A 25410-nucleotide genomic window follows, 5' to 3' on the forward strand; every position below is an offset into this window, starting at 1 on the left:
TCATGCTGTTCGTTGGAACTGGCCGTCACCGTCGTCGCACCCAGGCCGAGAAGGCCATCGCCGTCGCCGGTGTGGCCGGCGTCGGACTCGCGATGCCGCTCCTCGCCGCCACCGGCGCCTCCGCCGCCCCGGCCTCCGCCTGGGACTCCGTTGCCCAGTGCGAGAGCGGCGGCGACTGGAGCATCAACACCGGCAACGGCTTCTACGGCGGCCTGCAGTTCACCTCCAGCACCTGGAAGGCGTACGGCGGCACCGCCTACGCGCCGCAGGCCAACCAGGCCAGCAAGGGCCAGCAGATATCGGTCGCCGAGAAGGTGCTGGCCTCCCAGGGCCCGGGCGCCTGGCCGGTCTGCTCCGTCAAGGCGGGCCTGAGCAAGGGCGGTGCCCCGGCCGCGGTCGACACCTCCTCGGACGCCAAGCCGCAGTCCGCCCCCCAGCAGCAGACGCCCAAGCAGCAGGCCCCGAAGCAGCAGGCTCCGAAGCAGCAGACCCCCAAGGCGGACGCGAAGCCCGCCCAGCCGTACGCACCGAAGCACGCCGCCCCGAAGCAGGCCGAAACGCCCGCGGAGCAGCCGGTCCAGCAGTACGTTCCGAAGCACGCCGCCCCGCGTGCCGCCCAGCCGGCCCAGGCCGCCCCGGCCGGCCACGACTACACCGTCCACTCCGGTGACACCCTGTCGAGCATCGCCGCCGTCCAGGGCGTGTCCGGCGGCTGGCAGGCGCTGTACGACGGCAACCGCGGCACGGTCGGCGGCGACCCGAACCTGATCATGCCCGGCCAGGTCCTGCACCTCGGCTGAACCGGTCCGTAGGACCTCGAACAACACCCCGGGGACGAAGGGGGCCGCGCCCGGCCTCCTTCGTCCGCATTCGTCCGCGCCGGGGGGACAAGCTGGGACAAGCAGGTGAACTACCGGGGGGTAGTAGGGCCACACGCTGAGACGGGACCGAGGCCAACGTGGCCCTGGGAGTCCGGGCGGTTAGGCTCTGGGTCGTAACGACTCCGCAATCGTCCCGCTGACAGCACCACCGTCAGCCGGACCCTGCTTCCGCAAGGAGATGCCTCGTGCCGTCCATCGATGTCGTCGTAGCCCGTGAGATCCTCGACTCGCGCGGCAACCCCACGGTCGAGGTCGAGGTCGGCCTCGACGACGGCAGCACCGGTCGTGCCGCCGTCCCGTCGGGTGCCTCGACCGGCGCCTTCGAGGCGCTGGAGCTGCGCGACGGTGACAAGAACCGCTACTTCGGCAAGGGCGTCGAGAAGGCCGTCCTGGCCGTCATCGAGCAGATCGGCCCGGAGCTCGTCGGCTACGACGCCACCGAGCAGCGCCTGATCGACCAGGCCATGCTCGACCTGGACGCCACCCCCGACAAGTCCTCGCTCGGCGCCAACGCCATCCTGGGCGTCTCGCTGGCCGTCGCGCACGCCGCCTCCGAGGCCAGCGACCTGCCGCTGTTCCGCTACCTGGGCGGCCCGAACGCGCACGTCCTGCCGGTCCCGATGATGAACATCCTCAACGGCGGCTCGCACGCGGACTCCAACGTCGACATCCAGGAGTTCATGATCGCCCCGATCGGCGCGGAGTCCTTCTCCGAGGCCGTCCGCTGGGGCGTCGAGGTCTACCACACCCTCAAGGGCGTGCTGAAGGAGCGCGGCCTGTCCACCGGCCTCGGCGACGAGGGCGGCTTCGCGCCGAACCTGGACAGCAACCGCGAGGCCCTGGACCTCATCACCGAGGCCATCCAGAAGGCCGGCTACGTGCCCGGCCGTGACATCGCGCTGGCCCTGGACGTCGCCGCCTCCGAGTTCTACAAGGACGGCGCCTACCAGTTCGAGGGCAAGGCCCTGTCGGCCGCCGAGCTCATCGAGTACTACGCCGAGCTGGTCGCCGCCTACCCGCTGGTCTCCATCGAGGACCCGCTGGACGAGTCGGACTGGGACGGCTGGAAGGCCATGACCGTCAAGCTGGGCGACAAGGTCCAGCTGGTCGGTGACGACCTGTTCGTCACCAACCCGGCCCGCCTGGCCAAGGGCATCGAGACCGGCACCGCCAACGCGCTGCTGGTGAAGGTGAACCAGATCGGCTCGCTGACCGAGACCCTGGACGCCGTCGAGCTGGCCCAGCGCAACGGCTACCGCTGCATGATGTCGCACCGCTCCGGCGAGACCGAGGACGTCACCATCGCCGACCTGGCCGTCGCCACCAACTGCGGCCAGATCAAGACCGGTGCCCCGGCCCGCTCCGAGCGCGTCGCCAAGTACAACCAGCTGCTGCGCATCGAGGAGATCCTCGACGACGCCGCCGAGTACGCCGGCCGCGGCGCCTTCCCGCGCTTCCGCTCCGCGGACCAGTAGGCACAGTCGCTCCGCGGACCAGTAGGCGCAGTCGCTCCGCAGGCGAGTGAGCACAGCAAGTACGAGGGCTGAGCAGCCGAGCCAGCGCAAGCCTGACCGGTGCCCCGCCGCACACCCCGTAGGGTGGACGGCGGGGCACCGTCGCGACCAGGAGGGGATACGGGAGATGGCTGGCTGGAGGATCCCGGGCTTGGCGGCCCGACCCCGGTTCACGAGCCGGGCGACCGTCCTCGTCCTGGTGCTCTGCTCCCTGGTGGCGATCCTCGCCTACCCGACGCGGCAGTTCATCTCCCAGCGCGCCGAGATCTCCGCCCAGCGGGCGAAGGCCGACCACGTGCGCCAGCAGGTCGACCAGCTGCGCCGGGACAAGGCCCGCTGGCAGGACCCGGAGTACGTCAAGGCGCAGGCCCGCGCCCGGCTGCACTACGCGGTGCCGGGGGAGACCCCGTACATCGCGGTGAATCCGGCCGGCCCGGCCGTCCAGCCCTCCGCGCCCGCCGCACCCGCCTCCTCCGGCGGTTCGGCCCAGGCGGCCGCCAAGCCCTGGTACGCCAGCGTCTGGGACTCGGTGGACGCCGCCGACACCGTCGCGCTGGCCCCCGCGACCCCCCGTCCGCTCCCCCCGTCCCCCGTTGGAGACCCCACCCCCCATGACCACTGAGAACCACCCCGCCGTCTCCGACGCCGACGTCGCGGCCATCGCCGCCCAGCTCGGCCGGGTGCCGCGCGGCCTGCGCGGTGTCGCGCACCGCTGCCCCTGCGGCAACCCCGACGTCGTGGAGACGGTCCCCCGGCTGCCGGACGGCACGCCGTTCCCGACGCTCTACTACCTGACCTGCCCCAAGGCCGCCTCGCTGATCGGCACCCTGGAGGCGGAAGGCGTGATGAAGGAGCAGAGCGCCCGGCTCGCCGAGGACCCGGAGCTGGCCGCCGCCTACCAGAAGGCGCACGAGGACTACATCGCCCGGCGCGACGCGATCGAGGTACTGGAGGGCTTCCCGAGCGCCGGCGGCATGCCGGACCGGGTGAAGTGCCTGCACGTGCTGGTCGGCCACTCGCTGGCGGCCGGCGAGGGCGTCAACCCGCTCGGCGACGAGGCGATCGGCATGCTGGAGGACTGGTGGGCCAAGGGCCCGTGCGTCTCCCCGGCCGAGGTCGAGGCGGCCGGTGAGCGGGTCGCCCGCAACCGCGCCAAGGAGCAGGACCACGAGGCCGTGATCGCGGCCAAGCAGCAGAAGACGGCCGAGCGCGCCGCCAAGAAGCGCTCCGCCGAGGAATCCGCCCGGGAGCAGGAGTCCGAGTGAGCATGACCCGCGTGGCCGCGATCGACTGCGGCACCAACTCGATCCGCCTGCTGGTCGCCGACCTCGACCCGGAGACCGGCGCGATCACCGACCTCGACCGTCGGATGATCATCAACCGGCTGGGCCAGGACGTGGACCGGACCGGCCGGCTGCACCCGGACGCGCTGGCCCGCACCTTCGCGGCCTGCCGGGAGTACAAGGAGATCATCGCCGGCTTCGGCGTCGGCCCCGAGCGCACCCGCTTCGTCGCCACCAGCGCCTCCCGGGACGCCGAGAACAGCGACGAGTACGTCAAGGGCGTGCGCGACATCCTGGGCGTCGAGCCCGAGGTGGTGAGCGGCGAGGAGGAGGCGCACCTGTCCTTCATCGGCGCCACCAAGGAGCTGACCAGCGGCCAGTTCCCCGCGCCGTACCTGGTGTTCGACCTCGGCGGCGGCTCGACCGAGTTCGTGCTCGGCGGGGCGGACGTGCAGGCGGCGCGCTCGGTGGACATCGGCTGCGTGCGGCTCACCGAGCGGCACTTCGGCGGCGCCGAGCTGCCCTCGGAGGAGCAGATCGCCGAAGCCCGGGCGCACGTCCGGGCCGAGCTCGACAAGGCCGAGGAGGTGGTCCCGCTGACCGGCGCGGCCACCCTGGTGGGTCTCGCGGGGACGGTCACCACGGTGTCCGCGATCGCCCAGGACCTGCCCGAGTACGACTCCGAGCGGATCCACCACTCCCGGATCAGCCGCGAGCAGGTCGCCGGGATCGCCCGCCGGCTGCTCGGCGCCACCCACGCCGAGCGCGCGACCATCCCCTCGATCCACCCGGGCCGGGTGGACGTGATCGCGGCCGGGGCGCTGGAGCTGCTGGAGATCATGGAGCGGACCGGCGCCGCCGAGGTGGTCGTGAGCGAGCACGACATCCTGGACGGCATCGCCTGGAGTACGGCGTCCTGACGGCCCGCACGGCTTACGGAACCGGCCCCGGCACCCCTTCCTGGGTGCCGGGGCCGGGGCTTGCCCGGGCACGGGCGGAAATGTTCGTGAATTTCTTCACATGGCGATCGGGTCATTCGTCGCACCCCGGGGCCCGCTACGCCCGAATTGTGAGACCGAAGGCCTGTCGGTGGTCACGCCCGCTGGATCGCAGGTCAGGCCTTGCTTGAGGTTTGAAAATCGAAATCACACGCGGGAACCCAGGTGCTGCACGGATCGTTGCTGCTCAGCAGGGTGGTGCTCCGGCGTGTGTTCACGGGGCGCTGTCGGGGGCTGTGAGCTGGTGCGCCGGTGCCGTTTTTGTGGGGGCGGAGTGTAGCACGGGGTGTCCATGCGCTTGTGACCGGGCTCACGAAGGCTGCTCCGGACGGTGCTGGATACTTTCGGATATGAGCACCACGGAGCGTCCTCGCATCCTCATTGTCGGCGGTGGTTACGTCGGCCTGTATGCCGCGATGCGCATCCTCAAGAAGATGCGCTACGGCGAAGCGACCGTCACGGTCGTGGACCCGCGGTCGTACATGACGTACCTGCCCTTCCTCCCCGAGGCGGCCGGCGGCAACGTCGCGCCCCGCAACCTCGTCGCGCCGCTGCGCAGCGCCCTCAAGCAGGCGGAGGTGCTGACCGGTTCTGTCACCGGCATCGACCACGCCCGCAAGGTCGCCACCATCCAGCCCGCGGCCGGCGACAGCTACGAGCTGCCCTTCGAGTACCTGGTCGTCGCGACCGGCTCGGTCTCCCGCACCTTCCCGATCCCGGGTCTGGCGGAGAACGGCATCGGCATGAAGACGGTCGAGGAGGCCATCGGCCTCCGCAACCACGTCATGGCCCAGCTCGACAAGGCCGAGTCCACCACGGACGAGGAGGTCCGCCGCAAGGCGCTGACCTTCGTCGTCATCGGCGGTGGCTTCGCCGGCGTCGAGACGATCGCCGAGATCGAGGACATGGCGCGCGACGCGTCGAAGCTGTACAAGACCGTCAGCCGTGACGACATGCGCTTCGTCATGGTCGAGGCGGCCAACCGCATCCTCCCCGAGGTCGGCCCGGACCTGGGTCTGTGGACCAAGGAGAAGCTCGAGGAGCGGAAGATCGAGGTCTACATCGAGACCTCGATGGACTCCTGCATCGACGGCCACGTCATGCTGAAGAACGGCATGGAGATGGACGCCTCCACCATCGTGTGGACGGCGGGCGTCAAGCCGAACCCGGTGCTGGCCAACTTCGGCCTGCCGCTGGGCCCGCGCGGCCACGTCGACACCGCGGCCACCCTGCAGGTCCAGGGCTTCGACTACGTCTGGTCCGCCGGCGACAACGCCCAGGTCCCGGACCTCGCCTCCGGTGAGGGCGCCTGGTGCCCGCCGAACGCGCAGCACGCCTGCCGTCAGGCCGTCGTCCTCGGCGACAACGTGATCTCCGGCATGCGGGGCTTCCCGCAGAAGGAGTACAAGCACAAGAACCTGGGCGCGGTCGCCGGTCTCGGCCTGCACAAGGGTGTCGCGATCCTCTTCGGCAAGGTCAAGCTGAAGGGCCGCCTGGCCTGGTGGTTCCACCGTGCCTACCACGGCGCGATGGTCCCGACCTTCAACCGCAAGGTCCGCGTCTTCACCGACTGGACCCTCGCGATGTTCCTGAAGCGCGAGATGGTCGGCCTCTCCCAGATGGAGCGGCCGCAGCTGCCGATCCAGGAGGTCACGCCGCCCACCAAGCCCGTCGAGGCCGCCAAGCCGGCCGCCGACAAGGAGCTCGCCAGCAAGTAAGCGACTGGACCCCGGTGTGGGAGCGCCGGGGTATGAGTCGGAGGCCCTCCGCCCGGCAGCGACGCCGGACCACGACCTCCGTGGTGCTCAGCCGGCCGTGCGACCGGGCGGAGTACAGCAGTAGAAGAGCCCCTGCCGAAACCCTCCGGCAGGGGCTCTCGCTGTGTCCGTCGGACCGTCAGTCGGTCTTGATACTCGACAGGATGTCCAGCTTGGAGGCCCGGCGGGCCGGCCAGATCGCGGCCACCAGGCCGACCACCCCGGCCAGCGCCAGGAACAGCGCCAGCTGGCCGTACGGCAGGACGGTGGTCAGCCCGGCGAGGCTGGACTTCAGCGTCCCGTTGATCGCCCAGGCGATGAAGCAGCCGAGCAGCAGGCCGATCCCGGCGCCGAACAGGGAGATCACCACCGACTCCAGTCGGACCATCCGCTTGATGCCCCGGCGGTCCAGGCCGATCGCCCGCAGCATCCCGATCTCGCGCTTGCGCTCGAAGACCGACATGGCCATCGTGTTGATCACGCCCAGGACCGCGATCAGGACCGCCATCCCCAGCAGGCCGTACATCAGGTTCAGCGCGAAGGTGATGACCTGGCTGAAGTCGTCCCGGACGTCCTGCTTGGACTTGACCTCGATCACCGGGTTGGCGCCGGTGGCGTCCTTGAGCGACTGCTTGAGCTCGGCCGTGGCGCCGTCCTTGCCCTTGACCAGGACGTCGGCGATGTACGGCTTCGACTCGTGCTTGGCGATCTCGCCGTTGGCCAGCAGGACCGGGCCGAGCATGCCGCCCTTCTCGTACACGCCGCCGACGGTGAGCTGGCCGCTGGAGCCGTCCGGGAAGGACGCGGTCATCGTCGAGCCGGTGGTGACGTTGAACTTCGCGGCGACGTCCTGGTCCACCAGCAGCTGGCCCTTGCCGAGCGCGGCGCTGGAGCCGCTGGTCAGCTTGACCTCGGCGATCCGGTCGAAGGTGTCCGGCTCCAGGCCGGTGATCACCTGGCGGGCGCCGTTGAGCTTCCAGGAGGTGGCGGTCATCGGCGAGGAGGCCGCGACCCCGGGGGCCTTGGCGATCTGGGCGGGCACCTGGCCGGACAGGTTCATGCCGTTGGCGGCCGAGACGATGTAGTCGGACTTCATCGACTTGGTGACGGCCCGGTCGATGGTGTCGCCGACCGAGGTGCCGATCACGGTGAGGCCGGTGACCAGGGTCAGCCCGATGGTGAGCGCGGCCGCGGTGGCCGCGGTGCGGCGCGGGTTGCGCACCGCGTTCTGCTGGGCGAGCTTGCCCGGGGTGCCGCCCAGCCCCCGCAGCAGCGGGCCGACCAGCGCGACCACCGGGCGGGAGAGCAGCGGCAGCAGGACGAACACGCCGATCAGGGCCAGGAAGGCACCCGCGCCGACCGGCATCCGGCCGCTGTCGTCGCCGGTGGAGGCGCCGTAACCGATCAGCGCGAGACCGCCGCCGGCGAGCACCGAGCCGATGGTGTTGCGGACCACCAGGCTCTTCTGGCTGGTCGGCTGGTCGCCACTGCTCATCGCGGCCACCGGCGCGATCCGGGCGGCGCGCAGGGCCGGCAGCAGGGCCGACAGGACCGTCACCAGGACGCCGACCACGATGGTCATGACGACGGTGAGCGGCCTGATCACCAGCGAGCCGTTCGGCATGTCCTCGTTCAGCGAGCCGATCAGGGCCTGCATCCCGGCGCCGATCCCGACGCCGGCCAGCAGGCCGGCCACCGCGGAGACGGTGCCGATCAGCAGGGCCTCGATCAGCACGGAACGGGTGACCTGCTTGCGGCTGGCGCCGATGGCCCGCAGCAGCGCGAGCTCCTTGGTGCGCTGGGCGACCAGCATGGTGAAGGTGTTGGCGATGATGAAGATGCCGACGAAGAGCGAGATGAAGGCGAAGACCAGCAGCATGGTGCGCATGCTGTCGGTGCCCTTGGTGATCTGCTCCTGCTCCTCGACGTTGAGCGTGGCACCGGTCTTGACGACGAACTGGTGGTCGGACGGGATCTTGGGCAGGGCCTGGGCGAGCAGCGCGTCCTCGGAGGTGCCGGGCTTGGCGGTGAGCACGATGCTGCTGTAGCGGCCCGGCTCCAGCAGGGTCTGCTGGGCGGTGGCCTTGTCGAACAGGGTGAGCGTGCCGCCGGTGCTGACCACCGGGTCGTCGGTGGTGAAGATCCCGGTGAGCTTCGCCTCGATCACCGGTCCGTTGACGGCGACCCGGACGGTGTCGCCGACCTTGTAGCCCGCCCGGTCGGCGGTCTTGCGGTCGAGGGCGACCTCCTTGGCGTCCTTCGGGCCCTGACCCTCGGCCATCGGGTAGCGCGGGTCCCTGCCGTCCTGGCCCGGGGCGAAGTTGGCGCCCTTGGCGGACCAGACCTGGCCGATCAGGTTGCCCTTGTGGTCGGCGACCCCGGTGAAGCCGCTGACCACGCCGCGGGCGGTGGCGGTGCCGGGCAGGGCGGCCAGCTGCTGGACGGTGGCGTCGTCGAGGACGGTGGGGCTGCTCTCGCTCCTCTGCCTGGCGGAGGCGTCGGAGCCGGCCGCGTTGTCCACGACCTGGACCGAGACGTCCGAGTAGCTCTTGGAGCTGCTGTCCCGCAGGGCCTTGCCGAAGGTGTCGGAGAAGACCATGGTGCCGGCGACGAAGGCGGTGCCGAGCATGACGGCCAGCGCCGTCATCAGTAGGCGACCCTTGTGGGCCAGCACGTTGCGCAGAGCGGTGCGATACATGAGGTGTCCTGGGAAGGTTCGGTGAAGCGGGTCGGCGGGCCGTGGGGCCCTGACTGGGTGTCGCCTCAGCTGGTTCGGCCCTTGGCGTCGAAGCGACGCATGCGGTCCAGGACGGTGTCGGCGGTGGGGGCGTGCAGTTCGTCGACGATCCGGCCGTCGGCGAGGAAGACGACGCGGTCGGCGTAGGAGGCGGCGACGGGGTCGTGGGTGACCATGACGACGGTCTGGCCGAGTTCGCGTACGGAGTTGCGCAGGAAGGAGAGGATCTCGGCGCCGGAGCGGGAGTCGAGGTTGCCGGTGGGTTCGTCGGCGAAGATGATGTCGGGCTTCCCGGCGAGGGCGCGGGCGCAGGCGACGCGCTGCTGCTGGCCGCCGGAGAGCTGGGAGGGGCGGTGGCTGAGGCGGCCGGACAGGCCGACGGTGTCGACGACGCGGTCGAGCCAGGGCTTGTCGACCTTGCGGCCGGCGATGTCCATCGGGAGGGTGATGTTCTCCAGGGCGGTCAGGGTGGGGAGGAGGTTGAAGGCCTGGAAGATGAAGCCGATGTGGTCGCGGCGCAGCTGGGTGAGCTGCTTGTCCTTGAGGCCGACGAGTTCGGTGTCGCCGATGGTGGTGGAGCCGGAGGAGACGGTGTCGAGGCCGGCCATGCAGTGCATCAGGGTCGACTTGCCGGAGCCGGAGGGGCCCATGATGGCGGTGAACTCGCCCTGGGGGAACGTGACGCTGACGTCGTCGAGGGCGACGACGCGGGTCTCCCCCTCCCCGTAGACCTTGTTCAGGCCGGTGGCGCGGGCGGCCGCCCGACCGGTGAGGACGGCGGTTGCGGTCGACGTGGTCACGGGGGTTACTCCTTGCTGGCTGGCTGACGTGTACCTCCATGCTCCGTGACGTGATCATGGTCTGGCGTCGCTCCGCCGAAGGGTTGGCCCTACCGCCGCTGGGCGTACGGGTGGGGCTGGCTTCTCCTCCTGCGGTATGAGGACAACCCTGAGAGAGGCCCGGTGGCCGGAATCACCGTGCTTCGTGGCCGAAATCCCGAACAGTTCGTCAGATGGCAAGGAAACACGACAACTTCCCGGGCTGGGAACATGCGAAAGGGCGAGCCGGGCGACTAGGCTCAGGGATGCTTTCGCAGGACGCCCGGATGGTGGAACGCAGACACGGGCAGCTTAAAACTGCTTGGCCGCGAGGCCGTGCCGGTTCGAGTCCGGCTCCGGGCACCACTCGACCCGCGGGGGCGCCGTCGGCGTCCCCGTCGGGAGTCGTTCACCGTATCCTCCTCGCGGCGTATCCCGAATCTTTTGCCAAGCCATTACCCTGGTGCGCGGGCGGTGCAGTGCCGCCACGGAGGGAATGAGCAATGAGAAGCAGCAACCCGGTCTTCTCGCGGGAGGGGTCCTTCACCCGCGAGCCCGGCTACGCGGGGTTCGGTACCGCCTCGCAGGCCGGGAGCCAGTACGGCAACCCCTACGCAGGCACCCCCTACGCCCAGCCGCAGGGGCAGGGCCCGCTGACGGACGAGCAGCTGTACCAGATCTACAACGGGCCGTCGGCCGGCCCGACGGCCACCGGGCGGATGACGCTCGACGACGTGGTCGCCCGCACAGCCATGACGCTGCTGACCGTGGTCGCGGCCGGTGCGGTGGCCTGGTTCACGCTGCCGTTCGAGAACTTCGGCTTCGCGGTCGGCGCCTCGTTGGTCGCCGCGATCGTCGGTCTGGTCGTCCAGTTCCGGGAGAAGATCAGCCCCGCCCTGGTCCTGGCCTACGCGGCGTTCCAGGGCTTCGCGCTGGGTGCGGTCACCCACGCCCTCAACACCATCTGGTCCGGCATCGCGATCCAGGCGGTGCTGGGGACGGCGGTGGTCTTCGGTGCGACGCTCTACGTCTACAAGAGCGGTCGGCTCCGGATCAGCTCGAAGTACCGCCGGATCGGCCTCGCGATCGGCCTGGGCTTCTCGGTGCTGCTGCTGATCAACTGCATCGCCTGGGCGTTCGGCGGCGGCCTCAACACCTGGGGAGGCCCGCTGGGCGTCGGCATCGGCCTGCTCGGCATCGCCATCGGCGCGTTCTACCTGACGCTGGACCTCAACGAGGTCGAGGAGGCGATCGCCCGGGGCGCCCGGCAGGAGGAGGCCTGGCGCGCCGCCTTCGGGCTCACCTTCTCGCTGGTGTGGATCTACTTCGAGATGCTGCGCCTCATCGCGAGCCTGCGCGGCGACGACTGACGCCCAGTCCCCGCCGTACCACTGCCGCCGGGCCCCGGAGCGAACCGCTCCGGGGCCCGGCGGCTTTCCGCTGTTCTAGGCTCGACTGCATGCATGACGTACAGCCCCTGGTCGAAGCCGTCGACAAACTGGCGGATCGTTTCCGCTCGCTGCCCCAGAGCAAGCTGCTGGGCGCCGTGCCCGGGCACGCCTCGCGGGCGGCGGCCGTGCTGGCGTTGGCCCGGCGGCTGGCCGCGCCGGCGCTGGCGGCGGAGGGCGGGCCGCAGCGGGAGTTCCCGGACGCCGGGGCCTTCGCGGTGGGGGACCAGCTGGCCGTCGCCGGGCACGACCTGGCGGCCGCGCTCGCGGCGCTGCCCGGAGGCGCCGTGGTGGCACTGCCGGAGGGGCCGGCCACCGTGGACGAGGTACTGGCCGGGGCGGTGGCCGCGGTGCGGGAGACCGCCGAGCTCTGCGCCTGAGTCGGTACGGGCGCGGATGTGCCGAAGGCCGACCGGGTCGGTGACTCCTGGACCCGGCCGGCCTTCGGCGCGTCGTGCGGCCGAGGTGGCGTCAGATGCTGGCGACCACCCGGTCGGCGAGCACGTAGACGGCCTCCTCGTCGGTGGAGAAGGTCAGCGAGTACGAGCCGGAGAAGCGCGAGCCGCCGAGCAGCCGGACGTGCTCACCGGCGCGGACCGCGTCGATCAGCCGGTAGGCGGCCTCCCGGTCGCCCGGGGCCACGCACAGCGTGGTGCCGTCGGCGAAGGCGTACACGTCCAGGGTGCCCAGCGGGCCCGGGCGGACGTCGACCAGGGCGACGGCCTCCTCGGCGAGGGCGGCCAGCCGGGTGTCGGTCCACTCGCGGGACGGCGCCTGGCTCGGCACGAAGTCGGGGTGCGAGGGGTGGCGGCGCGGGTCGGGCGCGGCGACCGGGGCGTCCGCCACGGCCGGCTCGGTGTCCAGCAGCCCGGCCTCCAGACCGGTGGCCAGCAGGTCGGCCTCGCGGCGGGCCCGGGCGTCCTTGGTGGTCTCGCCGACCGGGTGGCCGGGGCGCAGCGGCGCGCCGCCCTCGGTGCCGGGCTCGGCCGGGCCGGTGCCGCCCTCGTTGATCAGGTCCTCCAGCGCGGAGCGCAGCGCCTCGCCGAACTCCGGGTCCATCGTCCCGGCGTTGTCGGCGGCGTCCTGCGGGCCGGTGGGGCGGGGAAAGAACAGCGGCCACTCCTCGGTGCCGGTGAACACCCCGGTGAAGGGGGAGTCGAACAGTGGCGCGTCCTCGGCCGCGCGGGCCTCCTGCTCGGCCCAGAACGCCCGGGCCTCGGTGATCTCCCGCTCACGGTCGGCGGCGAGCGCCTCGGCGACGGCCCGGCGTATCGCGGCCTCGTCGACCGGTGCGGGCGCGGCCTGCGCGTCCAGCCGGCGGGAGAGTCCCCGGAGGTGGAGCAGCGCGGCGGTCGACACGGCGATCAGGACCAGCAGCAGGATGGTGTAGACGGCGCTCACGGAACGTACTCCTAGCGAGGAGCGGAACGGGGTTACGTGTCCACACTGCCGCATGCGGTGCTGTTACCGCAGTGGCGAATGTCTAATTCGTCCAAGACTTTCGGCCTTGTCCCCAAATTGTTAGGTAACACCGTTCTACGCAGTGGAGTTGATCCACTCCGCAGTGTCGATCTCCGGGCCGGGAGCGAACGGGAAGAGGGCCGGATCGACCTCGCGGTGTGATCCGGCCCTCAATCACGCTACGTCACTCCAAACGGGTGCTCCAGACCGTTCGGAGTGGTTCGGCGGGGTCAGCTCAGGCGCTCGATGACCATGGCCATGCCCTGGCCGCCGCCGACGCACATGGTCTCCAGGCCGAACTGCTTGTCGTGCCACTGCAGGGAGTTGATCAGCGTGGTGGTGATCCGGGCGCCGGTCATGCCGAAGGGGTGGCCGACCGCGATGGCGCCGCCGTTGACGTTCAGCTTGTCCAGGTCGATGCCGAGGTCGCGGTAGGAGGGGATCACCTGGGCGGCGAAGGCCTCGTTGATCTCGACCAGGTCGATGTCACCGATGGTCAGGCCGGCCCGCTTGAGCGCCTGCTTGGAGGCCTCGACCGGACCGTAGCCCATGATCTCGGGGGAGAGTCCGCTGACGCCGGTGGAGACCACCCGGGCGAGCGGGGTGATGCCGAGCTCGCGGGCCTTGGTGTCGGACATGATGACCAGCGCGGCGGCGCCGTCGTTGAGCGGGCAGCAGTTGCCGGCGGTGACGGTGCCGTCGGGGCGGAACACCGGCTTCAGGCCGGACACGCCCTCCAGGGTGACGCCGGCGCGCGGGCCGTCGTCCGTGCTCACCACGGTGCCGTCCGGGAGCGTGACCGGGGTGATCTCGCGCTCCCAGAAGCCGGCCTTGATCGCCGCCTCGGCGAGGTTCTGCGAGCGGACGCCGAACTCGTCCTGCTCGGCGCGGGTGATGCCCTTGAGCGCGGCCAGGTTCTCGGCGGTCTGGCCCATCGCGATGTAGGCGTCCGGCAGCAGGCCGTCCTCGCGCGGGTCGTGCCACTCCCCGCCGCCCTCCTCGGCGCGCTTCTTGGTGCGGGCCTGGGCCTCGTCGAAGATCGGGTTCATGGTGCCAGGCAGGCCGTCAGAGCTGCCCTTGACGCTGCGTGAGACGGTCTCGACGCCGGCCGAGATGAAGATGTCGCCCTCGCCGGCCTTGATCGCGTGCAGTGCCATCCGCGTGGTCTGCAGCGAGGAGGAGCAGTACCGGGTGATGGTGGCGCCGGGCAGGTAGTCCATGCCCATCTGCACGGCCACGATGCGGGCCAGGTTGTGGCCCTGCTCGCCGCCCGGCAGACCGCAGCCGAGCATCAGGTCGTCGATCTCGCGCGGGTCGAGCTGCGGGACCTTGGCCAGGGCGGCCTGGATGATGTGGGCGGTCAGGTCGTCCGGGCGGACGTCCTTGAGCGAGCCCTTGAAGGCCCGGCCGATCGGCGAACGGGCGGCGCTGACGATGACGGCTTCGGGCATGGCGGGCTCCTCGCTGAGTGACGACGGACTGGCGGTCCGGGAGGTAAGCTACCGCTTAGTCATTCAGGCGTCACCGGCTCCAGCGTGTGAGCTGGCCGACGTGTTCCCGGGGTCCGTGTCGGGATCCGTGCCGGGACCCCCATCGGGATCCCCACCAGCTTCTTTCCCGCCCTCCGGGCCCGGCAGGCCGATCCGCAGCCGATGCCTCAACAAGGCCCAGCGCCGGCCCGCGCCCTCCGCCTCCACGGCCGCCACCTCGGTGCCCGCCCGTCCGGCGGCCGTCGCGGCGGCCACCGCGACCGGCAGCACCGTCCCGCCCGGGACCAGGGCACTCGGGCGCTCCTCCTCCGGCCACAGGCCGAGCGTCGCGCAGACCGAGGGCAGGACGGCCATCGAGGCGGTGGCGTACCCCTGGGCGGAGGGGTGGTAGCGGTCGGCGGCGAACATCTCCGGGCGGGCGGCGAACTCCGGGCCCAGCAGCGAGCCGAGCGAAACGGTCCGGCCGCCCGCCTCCACCACCGCGATGGTCTGCGCGGCGGCCAGCTGGCGGCTCAGCCGCCGCGCCACCCAGCGCAGCGGCGGACGCACCGGCTTGATCGTCCCGAGGTCCGGGCAGGTGCCCACCACCACCTCGCAGCCGTTGGCGCGCAGGGCGGCGACGGCCTCGCCGAGCTGACGGACGGCGACCTGGGCCGGGCTGTGCCGGGTCACGTCATTGGCGCCGATCATGATCACGGCGACATCGGGGCGGTGCGGCAGCGCCTGTTCCAGCTGGCCGGAGAGGTCGGCGGAGCGGCCGCCGGAGCGGGCCACGTTGACCAGTTGCACCGGGCGCTCGGCCACCGAGGCCAGGCCCGCCGCCAGCAGCGCGCCCGGGGTCTCGCGGGCGCGGGCCACGCCGAGGCCGGCGCCGGTGGAGTCGCCGAGGACGGCCAGCACCAGCGGCGGCTGCGGGGCGGCGGAGCGGTCGGCGAAGGCCTCGCCGTAGACGCCGTCGGCCTTGGGCGGGACGGTCTCCAGGACGCCGATGGCCTGGATGGCGAGTCTGCTCTCGGTCAGCAGCAGGCCGACCAGGCCCACCCCCAGCAGGCCGAGCCCGCCGCCGCCGTACGCCGCCGCGGTGGCGATCCGGCGGGCCACCCGAGCCCGCGAGTCCCGTGCGCCTGGCATCCGGTGCCCCCTTCGCGTCCTCGTGCCGCCCCTCGGAGGACGCGCACCGCCTGCACAGCGGTCTTACCCGGATGGGGGGCGGCAGTACCGGAGGCGGCGGCGGGGGTGAGCCATTGGGGGAGGTGCGCCGGAGGGGAGCTCCGGGGCGGCGCCCACGCCCTAGGCTTTGCCTTACCGAAAGCACTCGCATGCCCATAGACCGGGAGGACCCCCGTGCGGTACCACAACTCGATCATCGACCTGGTCGGCAACACGCCGCTGGTCAAGCTGAACAAGGTCACCGAGGGCATCAGCGCGACAGTGCTGGCGAAGGTCGAGTACTTCAACCCCGGCGGCTCGGTGAAGGACCGCATCGCGATGCGCATGATCGAGGCCGCCGAGGCCTCGGGCGCCCTCAAGCCGGGCGGCACGATCGTGGAGCCGACCTCGGGCAACACCGGTGTCGGTCTGGCGATCGTGGCCCAGCAGAAGGGCTACAAGTGCATCTTCGTCTGCCCTGACAAGGTGTCCACCGACAAGATCAACACCCTGCGCGCGTACGGCGCCGAGGTGGTCGTCTGCCCGACCGCCGTCGCCCCGGAGCACCCGGACTCGTACTACAACGTCTCCGACCGTCTCGTCCGCGAGACCCCGAACGCGTGGAAGCCGGACCAGTACTCCAACCCGGACAACCCGGCCTCGCACTACCACTCCACCGGCCCGGAGCTGTGGGAGCAGACCGAGGGGAAGATCACCCACTTCGTGGCGGGCGTCGGCACCGGCGGCACCATCTCCGGTACCGGCAACTACCTGAAGGAGGTCTCCGGCGGCAAGGTCAAGGTCATCGGCGCCGACCCGGAGGGCTCGGTCTACTCGGGCGGCACCGGCCGTCCGTACCTGGTCGAGGGCGTCGGTGAGGACTTCTGGCCGACCGCCTACGACCGCGACGTCGCGGACGGGATCGTCGCCGTCTCCGACAAGGACTCGTTCCAGATGACCCGCCGCCTGGCCAAGGAAGAGGGCCTGCTGGTCGGCGGCTCCTGCGGCATGGCCGTGGTGGCCGCGCTGGAGGTGGCCCGCGGGCTCGGGCCGGACGACGTCGTGGTGGTGCTGCTGCCGGACGGTGGCCGCGGCTACCTGTCGAAGATCTTCAACGACGACTGGATGGCCGACTACGGCTTCCTGCCCTCGGCCACCGACGAGGCCCACATCGGCGAGGTGCTGGGCCGCAAGGAGAGCATCGAGCAGGGCGGCGTCCCGCAGTTCGTCCACATGCACCCGAACGAGACGGTCGCCGAGGCGGTCCGGGTGCTGCGCGAGTACGGCGTCTCGCAGATGCCGGTGGTCTCCCCGGGCGCCGGGCACCCGGACATCATGGCCGGCGAGGTGATCGGCTCGGTGGTGGAGAAGCTGCTGCTGGAGGGCATCTTCGCGAAGGAGATCGAGCTCACCGACACCCTGGACAAGGTGATGTCCAAGCCGCTGCCGGTGGTCGGCTCCGGTGAGACCGTCACCAACCTGATGACCGTGCTGGAGAAGGCCGACGCGGCGGTCGTGCTGGTGGAGGGCAAGCCGCAGGGCATCGTCACCCGCCAGGACCTGCTGGGCTTCCTGACCACCCGCGGCACCGCCCACTGACGCTCGGTCACCCCGCTTCGCCCGTGCACGGATCCGGTGGGTTCGTCCACGGGCGAAGTGGTACACCGGCGTCACCTGCCCGCAGCACGTGGTTAACAACGCTCCGGCATCGTGGTGGTCAACGGCAAGACGCCGAGCGAGACGGCGGCGGCCCACCGGGAGCGGCTCCCCGGTGGCCGCGGTCGGCTCCGGACGCGTCGGACGGTCCTGACCCGGCCCGTCGTGTCCGCCCTCCCCGACCGGCATCGGAGGGAGGGGCCCTCCGCGGGAGGCGCCGTCGTCCCGCCCCTGTCCGGCTCCGGCCGGTCGACAGGGTGCGGCGGCTCCCGCGGCGCACACCGCGCCGTACGGCGCGTCTCCGCGGCTCCCGGGTGGGGGAGCCGATGCGGAGAGACGGTGGGGCCGGTCCTTCTCCGAGGGGCCGGCCCTTCCCGTGCGCCCAGGCCTTCTGTGCGCCCCGGCAACCCGTCGCTCCGTCGTCCCGTACGCTCGCACGCATGACCAGCACTGAAACGACCGACCAGGACGCCCCGCGTTACGTCAAGCTCAAGATCGAGCTGATCGCGGAGATCACCGACGAGGGCGCGCTCAAGGCGGCCGCCCTGAAGCAGGTCGCCGAGGACGAGTACCTCGACGACGAGGAGCGGGCCCAGTCCGTCGACGCCATCGAGGTGGACCCGTCGGGTTCGCTCGCCCACTTCATCGACCCCGTCGCGCTGCTCGGCGACGTTCCGGGCGTCGAGCTCGCCTCGGCGACCTGGGAGTCGGCGCAGACCGAGTTCGACCCCGAGAACGAGGAGTGGGACGAGTACGCCGTGGACGAGTCGGCCGAGTAACGGCCGTCCGTACCGTGGCCGCTCGTACCGTGGCCGCTCGTGAACGCCCGGTCCGCTTCGGCGGGCTGGGCGTTTTGTCCATGTTCGCCGGGAAGTTGGGTCGTCTCATACGATCACTTACCCTTCGGTGATGGAACCGTGAACGGGTGGATTGCGTTTCTGTATCCGTAAATGCCCGGGATGATCAGCAGGGAGACGCGACGTGACGGCACAGGACGGTCAGGGGCGGGTGGCCGGAGGGAACTGGAGCCGACGCGGAGTGCTCGCGGGCCTGATCGGGGCTCCGGTGCTGCTGCTGGCGGCCTGCAACGACAACAGTGGCGGCGGCAGCGGCGGCAGCGGCGGCAGCGGCGGCAGCGGTGGATCCGGCGGCTCCGGAGCCGGCGCGACCCCGGGCCAGGGCGGCGGGAGCGGCGCCCCGAAGACCTCGGCCGCCGTCATCACCGTCAGCCCGGCGGACGGCGCCACCGGCGCCAGCTTCAGCGACCCGGTCAAGGTGACCGTCGCCAACGGTACCCTGGGCACCGTCAAGGTCACCGACTCCACCGGCAAGGAGCTGGCCGGCCAGCTCTCCTCGGACAACACCAGCTGGACCTCGGCCGCGGCCCCGGCCAGCGGTACCAAGTACTCCGTCACCGCCACCGCCCTCGACAAGGACAAGCTGGAGGCGGACGCCAACGCGACCTTCACCACGGCGACCCCGGCCAACACCTTCGTCGGCTACTTCACCCCCGAGGACGGCTCGACCGTCGGCGTCGGCATGCCGGTCTCGATCAACTTCAGCAAGCCGATCACCGACCGCAAGGCCGTCCAGCAGGCGATCACCGTGATAGCCGAGCCGGGCGTCGAGATCGTCGGGCACTGGTTCTCCAGCACCCGGCTCGACTTCCGGCCGCAGGAGTACTGGGCCAAGGGCACCAAGGTCACCCTCAAGCTCCGGCTCAAGGACGTCGAGGGCGCGAAGGGCGTGTTCGGCACCCAGTCCAAGGACGTGGGCTTCACCATCGGCCGCGCCCAGACCAGCGTCGCCGACCTCGCCACCAAGAAGCTCACCGTCACCACGGACAGCCAGGTCAGCGCCGTCTACAAGATCTCCGGCGGCGCCCCCGAGCACACCACCTGGGGCGGCAAGATGGTCATCTCCGAGCAGTTCACCCAGACCCGGATGAACTCGCAGACCGTCAACCTGGGCAGCGAGTACGACATCGCCGACGTGCCGCACGCCCAGCGCCTCACCACCTCGGGCACCTTCGTCCACGGCAACTACTGGTCCTCGCCGTCGATCTTCGGCGGCCAGAACACCAGCCACGGCTGCGTCGGCCTGCAGGACGCCAAGGGCGCGCAGGACAGCAGCACGGACGGCTTCAAGTTCTACAAGTCCTCGATGGTCGGCGACGTGGTCGAGGTCGTGAACTCCGGCGACAAGACCGTCGCCCCGGACAACGGCCTGAACGGCTGGAACCTGAGCTGGGCCGACTGGAAGGCCGGCAGCGCGGTCTGACCGTCACCTGAAACTTCTCCCCGGGCGGACCGAACCTCGCGGCCCGCCCGAGGAGTCAGGTGGGTGTGAAACGCGAGCAGAGACAGCGACGGGACGCGGAGTTCAGCGCGTTCGTCGCCGGGAGCGGCCGCCAACTGCTGAGGACGGCGGAGCTGCTGACCGGCGACCCGGAGCGGGCCAAGGACATCGTGCAGTCCGCGCTGGAACGCGCTTACCTGCACTGGCACCGGATCACCGGCGACGACCCCACCGCATACGTCCGCCGGATCGTGGTCAACCAGCACCGTGACTGGTGGCGCCGGCTGCGCAACCGAGAGCTGCCCACCGACCACACCCCGGACCGGCCGCTGGCGGAGGACCTCGCCGAGCTGCAGGCCCAACGGGCGCTGGTGCACCAGGCGTTGGGCGCGCTCACCCGCCGGGAACGGACGGTCGTCGTGCTGCGGTACTACGGGGACCTCTCCGAGGCCGCCATCGCGGCCGAACTGGGCGTCGCCCCCGGCACGGTGAAGAGCACCCTGCACCGGGCGCTGTCGAAGCTGCGCGCACTCCCCGAACTCGCCGACCGCACCGGCGGAGCGGCGGGTCCCATGACGGACATCGAGGTGACGGTATGAGCTTCGAGGACAGACTCGGAGAACTGCTCAAGGACGAGGACCCGTTGGCGCCCGGGCCGGACCCGGGGGCGGTGATCCTCGGCGCCCGGCGCCGCCGGCTCCGGCGCAGGGCGGGGGCCGGGGCGGCCGCGCTCGCGGTGGCGCTGGTCTGCGGGGTGACGGCGGTGACGGCGGGCAGTACCCGGCACGTCGGGGACGTCGCGGCCGAGGCGGGGGCGGCGATGACGCCCCCGGCGGCGGCCGCCCTGGCCCCGGAGGCCGCCCCGACCCCAACCACGATTCCGACCCCGACCACGACCCCAGCCCCGACCGCGACCCCGACGGCGTCCGCGCTGCCGCTCTCGCCAGTGCGGCGGGTCGGGGTCGGGGAGAAGATCGACGTGATCGACGGCACCCGGATCTGGGTCACGCCGACCCAGCGCTGCGACGAGTCCCGCGGGCCCGACGGCGTCTGGCGCAGCACCTTCGGCTGCCGGGACGTCACCAGCGACAACCTCGACCACAGCAAGCCGAACATCTACACCCAGGGCGCCGAGAACGCCGACCACGACGTGCTGTTCGGCATGTTCCTCGGCCCCGTGACCCCGGCCCGGCTGGTCGCCTTCCGGGACGGCAAGCCCTATGTCGCCACCCTGGTCACCGCGCCCGGGATGAAGGACTGGGCGGCGTACTACGTCGTCCTGCCCCACAAGGCCCCCGAGCCGAAGGGGCACGAACAGATCGGCACCACCGTCGCCGGCTACGACGCCGACGGCAAGCTGGTGGCGGAGAACCCCGCCTACCGGACGGACGGGACCCACGACCGGGCCCCGGCCACGCTCTGAGCCGTACCGCTCACCGCTTCGCGTAGTCCGCGAAGCCCTGCCAGTCGACGATCACGCACGGCTCGTCGCCCAGGATCCAGGCGTCGTGGCCGGGCGGGCAGACCATGAAGTCGCCGGGGCCGAAGTCGGTCTGCTGGCCGTCGTCCATGACGATCCGCATCCGGCCCGAGATCACGTACCCCAGGTGGGCGGCCTGGCAGCTGTCGGTCCTGGCGATCGGTTTCACGTGCTTGGACCACTGCCACCCCGGCTGGAACACGGCCCTGCCGACCGGGCCGGCGTCCAGGTTGACCAGGCGCAGCTCCCCCGTGCCCTCCTCGAACAGGCGGACTTCCTCGGGATCGTCGAAGTTCCGTCGGTAGAGACCGGACATGGCGCGCTCCTCTCCACGAGTCCGGCCCGGCCGCCAGCGAGTGGCCGGGCCGGACTCGCCGGCCATTCCAGTCTGCGCCCGGGCCCGGGAGCGGTCACCTCGGGTGCCCGGCCCCGGTCGGGCCCGGATGCGACCGGTCAGCCCCGGGTGCGGGCCACACCGATCGGGCAGGAGGCGCCGGTGCCGCCGAGACCGCAGTAGCCGTTGGGGTTCTTGGCCTCGGACAGGTACTGCTGGTGGTACGGCTCGGCCGGGTAGAACGGGCCGGCCGGGGCGATCTCGGTGGTGATCGAGCCGAAACCGAGCGCCGTCAGCGCGGGCTGGAAGGCGTCCCGGGTGGCGGTCGCGGCGGCGGCCTGGGCGGGGGAGTGGGTGTAGAGCGCGGAGCGGTACTGGGTGCCCACGTCGTTGCCCTGGCGGTTGCCCTGGGTCGGGTCGTGCGCCTCCCAGAAGGCCTTCAGCAGCCGCTCGTACGAGACCACGGCCGGATCGAACACCACCCGGACCGCCTCGGTGTGCCCGGTCAGCCCGCTGCACACCTCCTCGTACGTCGGGTTCGGGGTGTAACCGCCCTGGTAGCCGACCAACGTCGTCCAGACGCCGGGCAGCTGCCAGAAGGTGCGCTCGGCGCCCCAGAAGCAGCCCAGCCCGAAGTCGGCCACCTCCAGTCCCTCCGGGTACGGCCCGGTGAGCGGGTGGCCGAGCACGGTGTGCGGCTCGGTCAAGGTGAAGGCCGGCACCTGGCGGCCGGGCAGCGCCTGGTCGGCGGGGACGAGCGAGGTCTTGTCGCGGCTGAACATCACGGCCTGCTCCAGCGGGCTAGGGAGGGTTGCCCTGGATTCAACGCACCGGGCGGTCCGCGGATTCCGGCGAGCGCGCCGGCGTACGGCCACTAGGCTCGGAGCCATGACCGAGCACCAGCTTCCCCAGGGCTTCGAGACCCTCGCCATCCACGCGGGTCAGGAAGCAGACCCCCAGACCGGGGCCGTCGTCACGCCGATCTACCAGGTGTCCACCTACAAGCAGGACGGGGTGGGCGGCCTGCGGGGCGGCTACGAGTACAGCCGCAGCGCCAACCCGACCCGCACCGCGCTGGAGGAGTGCCTCGCGGCGCTGGAGGGCGGCGCCCGCGGCCTCGCCTTCGCCTCCGGCCTGGCCGCCGAGGACACCCTGCTGCGCACCATCCTCAAGCCGGGCGACCACATCGTGATCCCCAACGACGCCTACGGCGGCACCTTCCGGCTGTTCGCCAAGGTGCTGACCCGCTGGGGCGTCGAGTTCTCCGTCGCCAACACCCAGAACCTGGACGACGTCCGGGCCGCGCTGCGCCCCAACACCCGCGCGGTGTGGGTGGAGACCCCGTCCAACCCGCTGCTGGGCATCACCGACCTGGCCGCGCTGGCCGAGGTCGCGCACGGTGCCGGGGCGCTGCTGGTGGTCGACAACACCTTCGCCAGCCCGTACCTGCAGCAGCCGATCGCGCTCGGCGCGGACGCGGTCGTGCACTCCACCACCAAGTACATGGGCGGCCACTCGGACGTCGTCGGCGGTGCGCTGGTGCTGGCCGAGGCGGGCCTGGGCGAGGAGGTCGCGTACCACCAGAACGCGATGGGCGCCGTCTCCGGCCCGTTCGACGCCTGGCTGGTGCTGCGCGGCATCAAGACGCTGGGCGTCCGGATGGACCGGCACAGCTCCAACGCGGAGAAGGTCGCCGAGCTGCTGGCGAGCCACCCCAAGGTCAGCCAGGTGCTCTACCCGGGCCTGCCCGAGCACCCCGGCCACGACATCGCCGCCAAGCAGATGAAGGCCTTCGGCGGCATGGTCTCGTTCCGGGTCGCCGGCGGCGAGGAGGCGGCCGTCGAGGTCTGCAACCGCGCGCAGCTGTTCACCCTGGGCGAGTCGCTGGGCGGCGTGGAGTCGCTGATCGAGCACCCGGGCCGGATGACCCACGCCTCGGCGGCCGGTTCGCCGCTGGAGGTGCCGGCCGACCTGGTGCGCGTCTCGGTCGGCATCGAGTCGGTCGACGACCTGCTGGCCGACCTCAAGCAGGCGCTGGGCTGAGCGGGTTACTGCCCCTGCTGGTCCGCCGTGTACGACTCCATCGCGTGGTTGAAGCGGGCCAGCAGGGCGCAGAACGCCTGCTGCTCCTCGGGCGGCCAGCCGGCCGTCAGTCGGCGGGTCAACTCGGCCCGGCCGTCCCGGACTTCGGCGAGCCGGCCGGTGCCGCCCGGGGTCAGCGCGAGGCGTACCGCGCGGCGGTCGGCCGGGTCCTGGACCCGGCCGACCAGTCCGGCCGCGACCAGCGGGGCGACCTGGCGGGTCACCGTGGAGGAGTCCACTCCGAGCGCCTCGGCCAGCGCCTTGACGTTCACGGGCCCGTGCCGCTCCAGGCGGTCGAGCAGCAGGTAGGCGGCCCGGTCCAGCGCGGCGACGCCGCCGCCGGAGGTTCGGACCTGTTCCATCCGGCGGGCGAACACCGCCAGCTGGTACTGGAGTTGGGTGTGCACGGGCTCGGTTCGGTCGGTGGCCTGGGGCGAGGTCGTCGTCATCGCGGCTCACGATCGTCGTGCGGTGAGAGAGTCTCAGAAGCAGCAGCGTACGCGGGCGGGGCGGACCCGGGAACAGCCCCGACGTCCCCGATTGGCGGTGTCGCGACCCCTACGCTGGGATCATGCACAACTGGCCGCTCACCCTCGACGACGTCCGCGGGGCCCAGAAGATGCTCGCCGGGGTCGCCCGGGTGACCCCGATGGAGGGCAGCCGGCACCTGTCCGGGCTGATCGGTTCGCCGGTCCACCTGAAGTGCGAGAACCTGCAGCGCACCGGCTCCTTCAAGTTGCGCGGGGCGTACGTGCGGATCGCGGGGCTCTCGCCGGTCCAGCGGGCCGGCGGGGTGGTGGCGGCGAGCGCCGGGAACCACGCCCAGGGGGTGGCGCTGGCGGCCTCGCTGCTGGGGGTGCGCTCCACGGTCTTCATGCCGGTCGCGGCGCCGCTGCCGAAGGTCGCGGCCACCCGCGAGTACGGCGCCGAGGTGCGGCTGCACGGCGCCACCGTGGACGAGGCGCTGCTGGCCGCGCAGCGGTACTCGGAGGCGACCGGCGCGGTGTTCATCCACCCCTTCGACCACTGGGACATCGTCACCGGCCAGGCGACCGTCGGCCTGGAGATCCTGGAGCAGTGCCCCGAGGTGCGCACCATCCTGGTCGGGGTGGGCGGCGGTGGGCTGCTGGCCGGGATCGCGGCAGCGGTCAAGCCGCTGCGACCGGACGTCCGGGTGGTGGGGGTGCAGGCGGCGGCCGCGGCCGCGTACCCGCCCTCGCTGGCGGCCGGGCGGCCGGTGTCGCTGGAGCACTTCGGCACCATGGCCGACGGGATCATGGTCGGGCGCCCAGGGGACATCCCGTTCGAGGTGGTCAACACGCTGGCGGACGGCATCCGCACGGTCTCCGAGGACGCGCTGTCGCGGGCCCTGCTGCTCGGCCTGGAGCGGCTGAAGCTGGTGGTCGAGCCGGCCGGGGCGGCCCCGATCGCGGCGCTGCTGGAGCAGCCGGACTCCTTCGAGGGCCCGGTGGTGGCGGTGCTGTCCGGCGGCAACATCGACCCGCAGCTGATGCAGCGGGTGCTGCGGCACGGGCTGGCGGCGGCCGGGCGCTACCTGTCGCTGCGGGTGCGCCTGGCGGACAAGCCGGGTTCGCTGGCGGACCTGCTGGGCGTGCTGACCAGGGTGGATGCCAATGTGCTGGACGTCGCCCATGTGCGGATCGACCCCCGGCTGGGGCTGACCGAGGTCGAGGTGGACCTGCACCTGGAGACCAAGGGGCCGGAGCACTGCGCGCTGGTGGTCGGCGAGCTGCGGGACGCGGGGTACGTGGTCTCCAGCTGAGGCTGTCCGGATCGGGCTGTCCGGCCGGTACGCGGCGGTCGACGAGTACCTGGCCGGCTTCGAGAACCTCACGACGGTCGGCGAGCTCTACCGGATGAGCACCCGCGCCGCTCGTGCCTTTCCGGCACGGAACGCCCGAGGGCGGTGGCGCGGGTCCCGGGCCGCCGGGGCCGCCGCCCCCGGGGGTATGGGGCGGGTCCACCGCGGGGGGGGCCGCCCCTGAGGGTAAGTAACAACGGCC

23 protein-coding genes, 1 tRNA gene and 1 pseudogene are annotated in these 25410 nt (G+C 71.7%); 17 read left to right on the forward strand and 8 right to left on the reverse strand.

Annotated features, from left to right (window positions below; translation table 11 throughout):
* Window positions 1-2 precede the first annotated feature (2 nt).
* The 6 genes from ACGF12_RS08405 (at window position 3) to ACGF12_RS08430 (ending at window position 6394) form a co-directional block, all read left to right on the forward strand.
* Window positions 3-800: a transglycosylase family protein gene (locus ACGF12_RS08405; protein WP_393027206.1), complete on the forward strand. Its 798-nt coding sequence runs from the start codon at window positions 3-5 to the stop codon at window positions 798-800.
* Window positions 801-1066: 266 nt separating this feature from the next.
* A complete protein-coding gene (gene eno, locus ACGF12_RS08410) occupies window positions 1067-2356 on the forward strand; it encodes a phosphopyruvate hydratase (protein WP_393027208.1) in 1290 nt (429 codons plus the stop codon).
* Between the two features lie 190 nt (window positions 2357-2546).
* Complete coding sequence (locus tag ACGF12_RS08415; protein ID WP_393027210.1) at window positions 2547-3017, forward strand: septum formation initiator family protein; 471 nt, start codon at window positions 2547-2549, stop codon at window positions 3015-3017.
* A complete protein-coding gene (locus tag ACGF12_RS08420; RefSeq protein WP_393027212.1) occupies window positions 2989-3660 on the forward strand; it encodes a DUF501 domain-containing protein in 672 nt (223 codons plus the stop codon). Before ACGF12_RS08415 ends, ACGF12_RS08420 begins: the two co-directional genes overlap by 29 nt.
* A 2-nt stretch (window positions 3661-3662) precedes the next feature.
* The gene (locus tag ACGF12_RS08425) at window positions 3663-4598 is read left to right on the forward strand and encodes an exopolyphosphatase (protein WP_393027254.1); all 936 of its coding nucleotides are present in this window, start codon (window positions 3663-3665) and stop codon (window positions 4596-4598) included.
* Between the two features lie 428 nt (window positions 4599-5026).
* Window positions 5027-6394 carry an NAD(P)/FAD-dependent oxidoreductase gene (locus ACGF12_RS08430; RefSeq protein ID WP_393027213.1) on the forward strand — a complete coding sequence of 456 codons (1368 nt, stop codon included), beginning with the start codon at window positions 5027-5029 and terminating at the stop codon, window positions 6392-6394.
* A gap of 178 nt (window positions 6395-6572) precedes the next feature.
* Here ACGF12_RS08430 and ACGF12_RS08435 read toward each other — a convergent pair whose 3' ends face one another.
* Both ACGF12_RS08435 and ACGF12_RS08440 read right to left on the reverse strand, forming a co-directional pair.
* Window positions 6573-9131, reverse strand: coding sequence for an ABC transporter permease (locus ACGF12_RS08435; protein ID WP_393027215.1), 2559 nt, complete (start codon window positions 9129-9131; stop codon window positions 6573-6575).
* Window positions 9132-9196: 65 nt separating this feature from the next.
* On the reverse strand, window positions 9197-9970 hold the full coding sequence (locus tag ACGF12_RS08440) for an ABC transporter ATP-binding protein (protein ID WP_393027217.1): 774 nt from the start codon (window positions 9968-9970) through the stop codon (window positions 9197-9199).
* A gap of 299 nt (window positions 9971-10269) precedes the next feature.
* On the opposite strand from ACGF12_RS08440, the gene ACGF12_RS08445 reads away from it, so the two are divergent.
* From ACGF12_RS08445 to ACGF12_RS08455, 3 genes are all read left to right on the forward strand, one after another.
* Window positions 10270-10354: transfer RNA gene (locus ACGF12_RS08445), tRNA-Leu, on the forward strand.
* 137 nt (window positions 10355-10491) lie between these two features.
* Complete coding sequence (locus ACGF12_RS08450) at window positions 10492-11358, forward strand: Bax inhibitor-1/YccA family protein (RefSeq protein WP_393027219.1); 867 nt, start codon at window positions 10492-10494, stop codon at window positions 11356-11358.
* Window positions 11359-11447: 89 nt separating this feature from the next.
* Window positions 11448-11816: a hypothetical protein gene (locus ACGF12_RS08455; RefSeq protein ID WP_393027221.1), complete on the forward strand. Its 369-nt coding sequence runs from the start codon at window positions 11448-11450 to the stop codon at window positions 11814-11816.
* Between the two features lie 91 nt (window positions 11817-11907).
* Here ACGF12_RS08455 and ACGF12_RS08460 read toward each other — a convergent pair whose 3' ends face one another.
* The 3 genes from ACGF12_RS08460 to ACGF12_RS08470 form a co-directional block, all read right to left on the reverse strand.
* Window positions 11908-12837 (reverse strand): hypothetical protein, encoded by a 930-nt coding sequence (locus ACGF12_RS08460; protein ID WP_393027223.1) that lies wholly within the window; start codon window positions 12835-12837, stop codon window positions 11908-11910.
* A gap of 290 nt (window positions 12838-13127) precedes the next feature.
* On the reverse strand, window positions 13128-14348 hold the full coding sequence (locus tag ACGF12_RS08465) for an acetyl-CoA C-acetyltransferase (protein ID WP_393027224.1): 1221 nt from the start codon (window positions 14346-14348) through the stop codon (window positions 13128-13130).
* Between the two features lie 63 nt (window positions 14349-14411).
* On the reverse strand, window positions 14412-15518 hold the full coding sequence (locus tag ACGF12_RS08470) for an SGNH/GDSL hydrolase family protein (RefSeq protein ID WP_393027226.1): 1107 nt from the start codon (window positions 15516-15518) through the stop codon (window positions 14412-14414).
* 213 nt (window positions 15519-15731) lie between these two features.
* On the opposite strand from ACGF12_RS08470, the gene ACGF12_RS08475 reads away from it, so the two are divergent.
* From ACGF12_RS08475 to ACGF12_RS08495, 5 genes are all read left to right on the forward strand, one after another.
* Complete coding sequence (locus tag ACGF12_RS08475) at window positions 15732-17135, forward strand: cystathionine beta-synthase (protein WP_393027228.1); 1404 nt, start codon at window positions 15732-15734, stop codon at window positions 17133-17135.
* A 497-nt stretch (window positions 17136-17632) separates the two neighbouring features.
* On the forward strand, window positions 17633-17971 hold the full coding sequence (locus tag ACGF12_RS08480) for a hypothetical protein (protein ID WP_393027230.1): 339 nt from the start codon (window positions 17633-17635) through the stop codon (window positions 17969-17971).
* A gap of 202 nt (window positions 17972-18173) precedes the next feature.
* Window positions 18174-19472, forward strand: coding sequence for an Ig-like domain-containing protein (locus ACGF12_RS08485; RefSeq protein WP_393027232.1), 1299 nt, complete (start codon window positions 18174-18176; stop codon window positions 19470-19472).
* Between the two features lie 65 nt (window positions 19473-19537).
* Complete coding sequence (locus ACGF12_RS08490; protein WP_393027234.1) at window positions 19538-20089, forward strand: SigE family RNA polymerase sigma factor; 552 nt, start codon at window positions 19538-19540, stop codon at window positions 20087-20089.
* Window positions 20086-20913, forward strand: coding sequence for a hypothetical protein (locus ACGF12_RS08495; protein WP_393027236.1), 828 nt, complete (start codon window positions 20086-20088; stop codon window positions 20911-20913). Before ACGF12_RS08490 ends, ACGF12_RS08495 begins: the two co-directional genes overlap by 4 nt.
* Window positions 20914-20923: 10 nt before the next feature.
* Here the strand turns inward: ACGF12_RS08495 and ACGF12_RS08500 are convergent, their stop codons facing one another.
* Complete coding sequence (locus tag ACGF12_RS08500) at window positions 20924-21286, reverse strand: cupin domain-containing protein (RefSeq protein WP_393027238.1); 363 nt, start codon at window positions 21284-21286, stop codon at window positions 20924-20926.
* A 137-nt stretch (window positions 21287-21423) separates the two neighbouring features.
* Window positions 21424-22086: a peptide-methionine (S)-S-oxide reductase MsrA gene (gene msrA, locus ACGF12_RS08505; protein WP_393027240.1), complete on the reverse strand. Its 663-nt coding sequence runs from the start codon at window positions 22084-22086 to the stop codon at window positions 21424-21426.
* A gap of 106 nt (window positions 22087-22192) precedes the next feature.
* Here msrA and ACGF12_RS08510 point away from each other — a divergent pair, with 106 nt between their 5' ends.
* Window positions 22193-23347 carry a cystathionine gamma-synthase gene (locus tag ACGF12_RS08510; protein WP_380612138.1) on the forward strand — a complete coding sequence of 385 codons (1155 nt, stop codon included), beginning with the start codon at window positions 22193-22195 and terminating at the stop codon, window positions 23345-23347.
* Window positions 23348-23352: 5 nt separating this feature from the next.
* Here the strand turns inward: ACGF12_RS08510 and ACGF12_RS08515 are convergent, their stop codons facing one another.
* Complete coding sequence (locus ACGF12_RS08515) at window positions 23353-23835, reverse strand: MarR family winged helix-turn-helix transcriptional regulator (protein WP_393027242.1); 483 nt, start codon at window positions 23833-23835, stop codon at window positions 23353-23355.
* A 122-nt stretch (window positions 23836-23957) separates the two neighbouring features.
* Here ACGF12_RS08515 and ilvA point away from each other — a divergent pair, with 122 nt between their 5' ends.
* Window positions 23958-25169, forward strand: coding sequence for a threonine ammonia-lyase (ilvA, locus tag ACGF12_RS08520; protein WP_393027244.1), 1212 nt, complete (start codon window positions 23958-23960; stop codon window positions 25167-25169).
* A gap of 10 nt (window positions 25170-25179) precedes the next feature.
* Window positions 25180-25287 (forward strand): annotated as a pseudogene (locus tag ACGF12_RS08525) (daunorubicin/doxorubicin resistance ABC transporter ATP-binding protein DrrA); the annotation flags it as partial.
* Window positions 25288-25410 lie beyond the last annotated feature (123 nt).

The organism is Kitasatospora sp. NPDC048296 (assembly GCF_043201815.1).
GTDB lineage: Bacteria > Actinomycetota > Actinomycetes > Streptomycetales > Streptomycetaceae > Kitasatospora.

Bases quoted from the DNA above. Each gene is read 5' to 3' on its own strand.
- ACGF12_RS08495 (WP_393027236.1), top strand. From the start codon at position 20,086: ATGAGCTTCGAGGACAGACTCGGAGAACTGCTCAAGGACGAGGACCCG.
- ACGF12_RS08480 (WP_393027230.1), top strand. From the start codon at position 17,633: ATGACCAGCACTGAAACGACCGACCAGGACGCCCCGCGTTACGTCAAG.
- ACGF12_RS08470 (WP_393027226.1), bottom strand. From the start codon at position 15,518: ATGCCAGGCGCACGGGACTCGCGGGCTCGGGTGGCCCGCCGGATCGCC.
- ACGF12_RS08405 (WP_393027206.1), top strand. From the start codon at position 3: ATGCTGTTCGTTGGAACTGGCCGTCACCGTCGTCGCACCCAGGCCGAG.
- ACGF12_RS08510 (WP_380612138.1), top strand. From the start codon at position 22,193: ATGACCGAGCACCAGCTTCCCCAGGGCTTCGAGACCCTCGCCATCCAC.
- ACGF12_RS08455 (WP_393027221.1), top strand. From the start codon at position 11,448: ATGCATGACGTACAGCCCCTGGTCGAAGCCGTCGACAAACTGGCGGAT.
- ACGF12_RS08450 (WP_393027219.1), top strand. From the start codon at position 10,492: ATGAGAAGCAGCAACCCGGTCTTCTCGCGGGAGGGGTCCTTCACCCGC.
- ACGF12_RS08435 (WP_393027215.1), bottom strand. From the start codon at position 9,131: ATGTATCGCACCGCTCTGCGCAACGTGCTGGCCCACAAGGGTCGCCTA.
- ACGF12_RS08430 (WP_393027213.1), top strand. From the start codon at position 5,027: ATGAGCACCACGGAGCGTCCTCGCATCCTCATTGTCGGCGGTGGTTAC.
- ACGF12_RS08425 (WP_393027254.1), top strand. From the start codon at position 3,663: ATGACCCGCGTGGCCGCGATCGACTGCGGCACCAACTCGATCCGCCTG.
- ACGF12_RS08515 (WP_393027242.1), bottom strand. From the start codon at position 23,835: ATGACGACGACCTCGCCCCAGGCCACCGACCGAACCGAGCCCGTGCAC.
- ACGF12_RS08500 (WP_393027238.1), bottom strand. From the start codon at position 21,286: ATGTCCGGTCTCTACCGACGGAACTTCGACGATCCCGAGGAAGTCCGC.
- ilvA (WP_393027244.1), top strand. From the start codon at position 23,958: ATGCACAACTGGCCGCTCACCCTCGACGACGTCCGCGGGGCCCAGAAG.
- msrA (WP_393027240.1), bottom strand. From the start codon at position 22,086: ATGTTCAGCCGCGACAAGACCTCGCTCGTCCCCGCCGACCAGGCGCTG.
- ACGF12_RS08465 (WP_393027224.1), bottom strand. From the start codon at position 14,348: ATGCCCGAAGCCGTCATCGTCAGCGCCGCCCGTTCGCCGATCGGCCGG.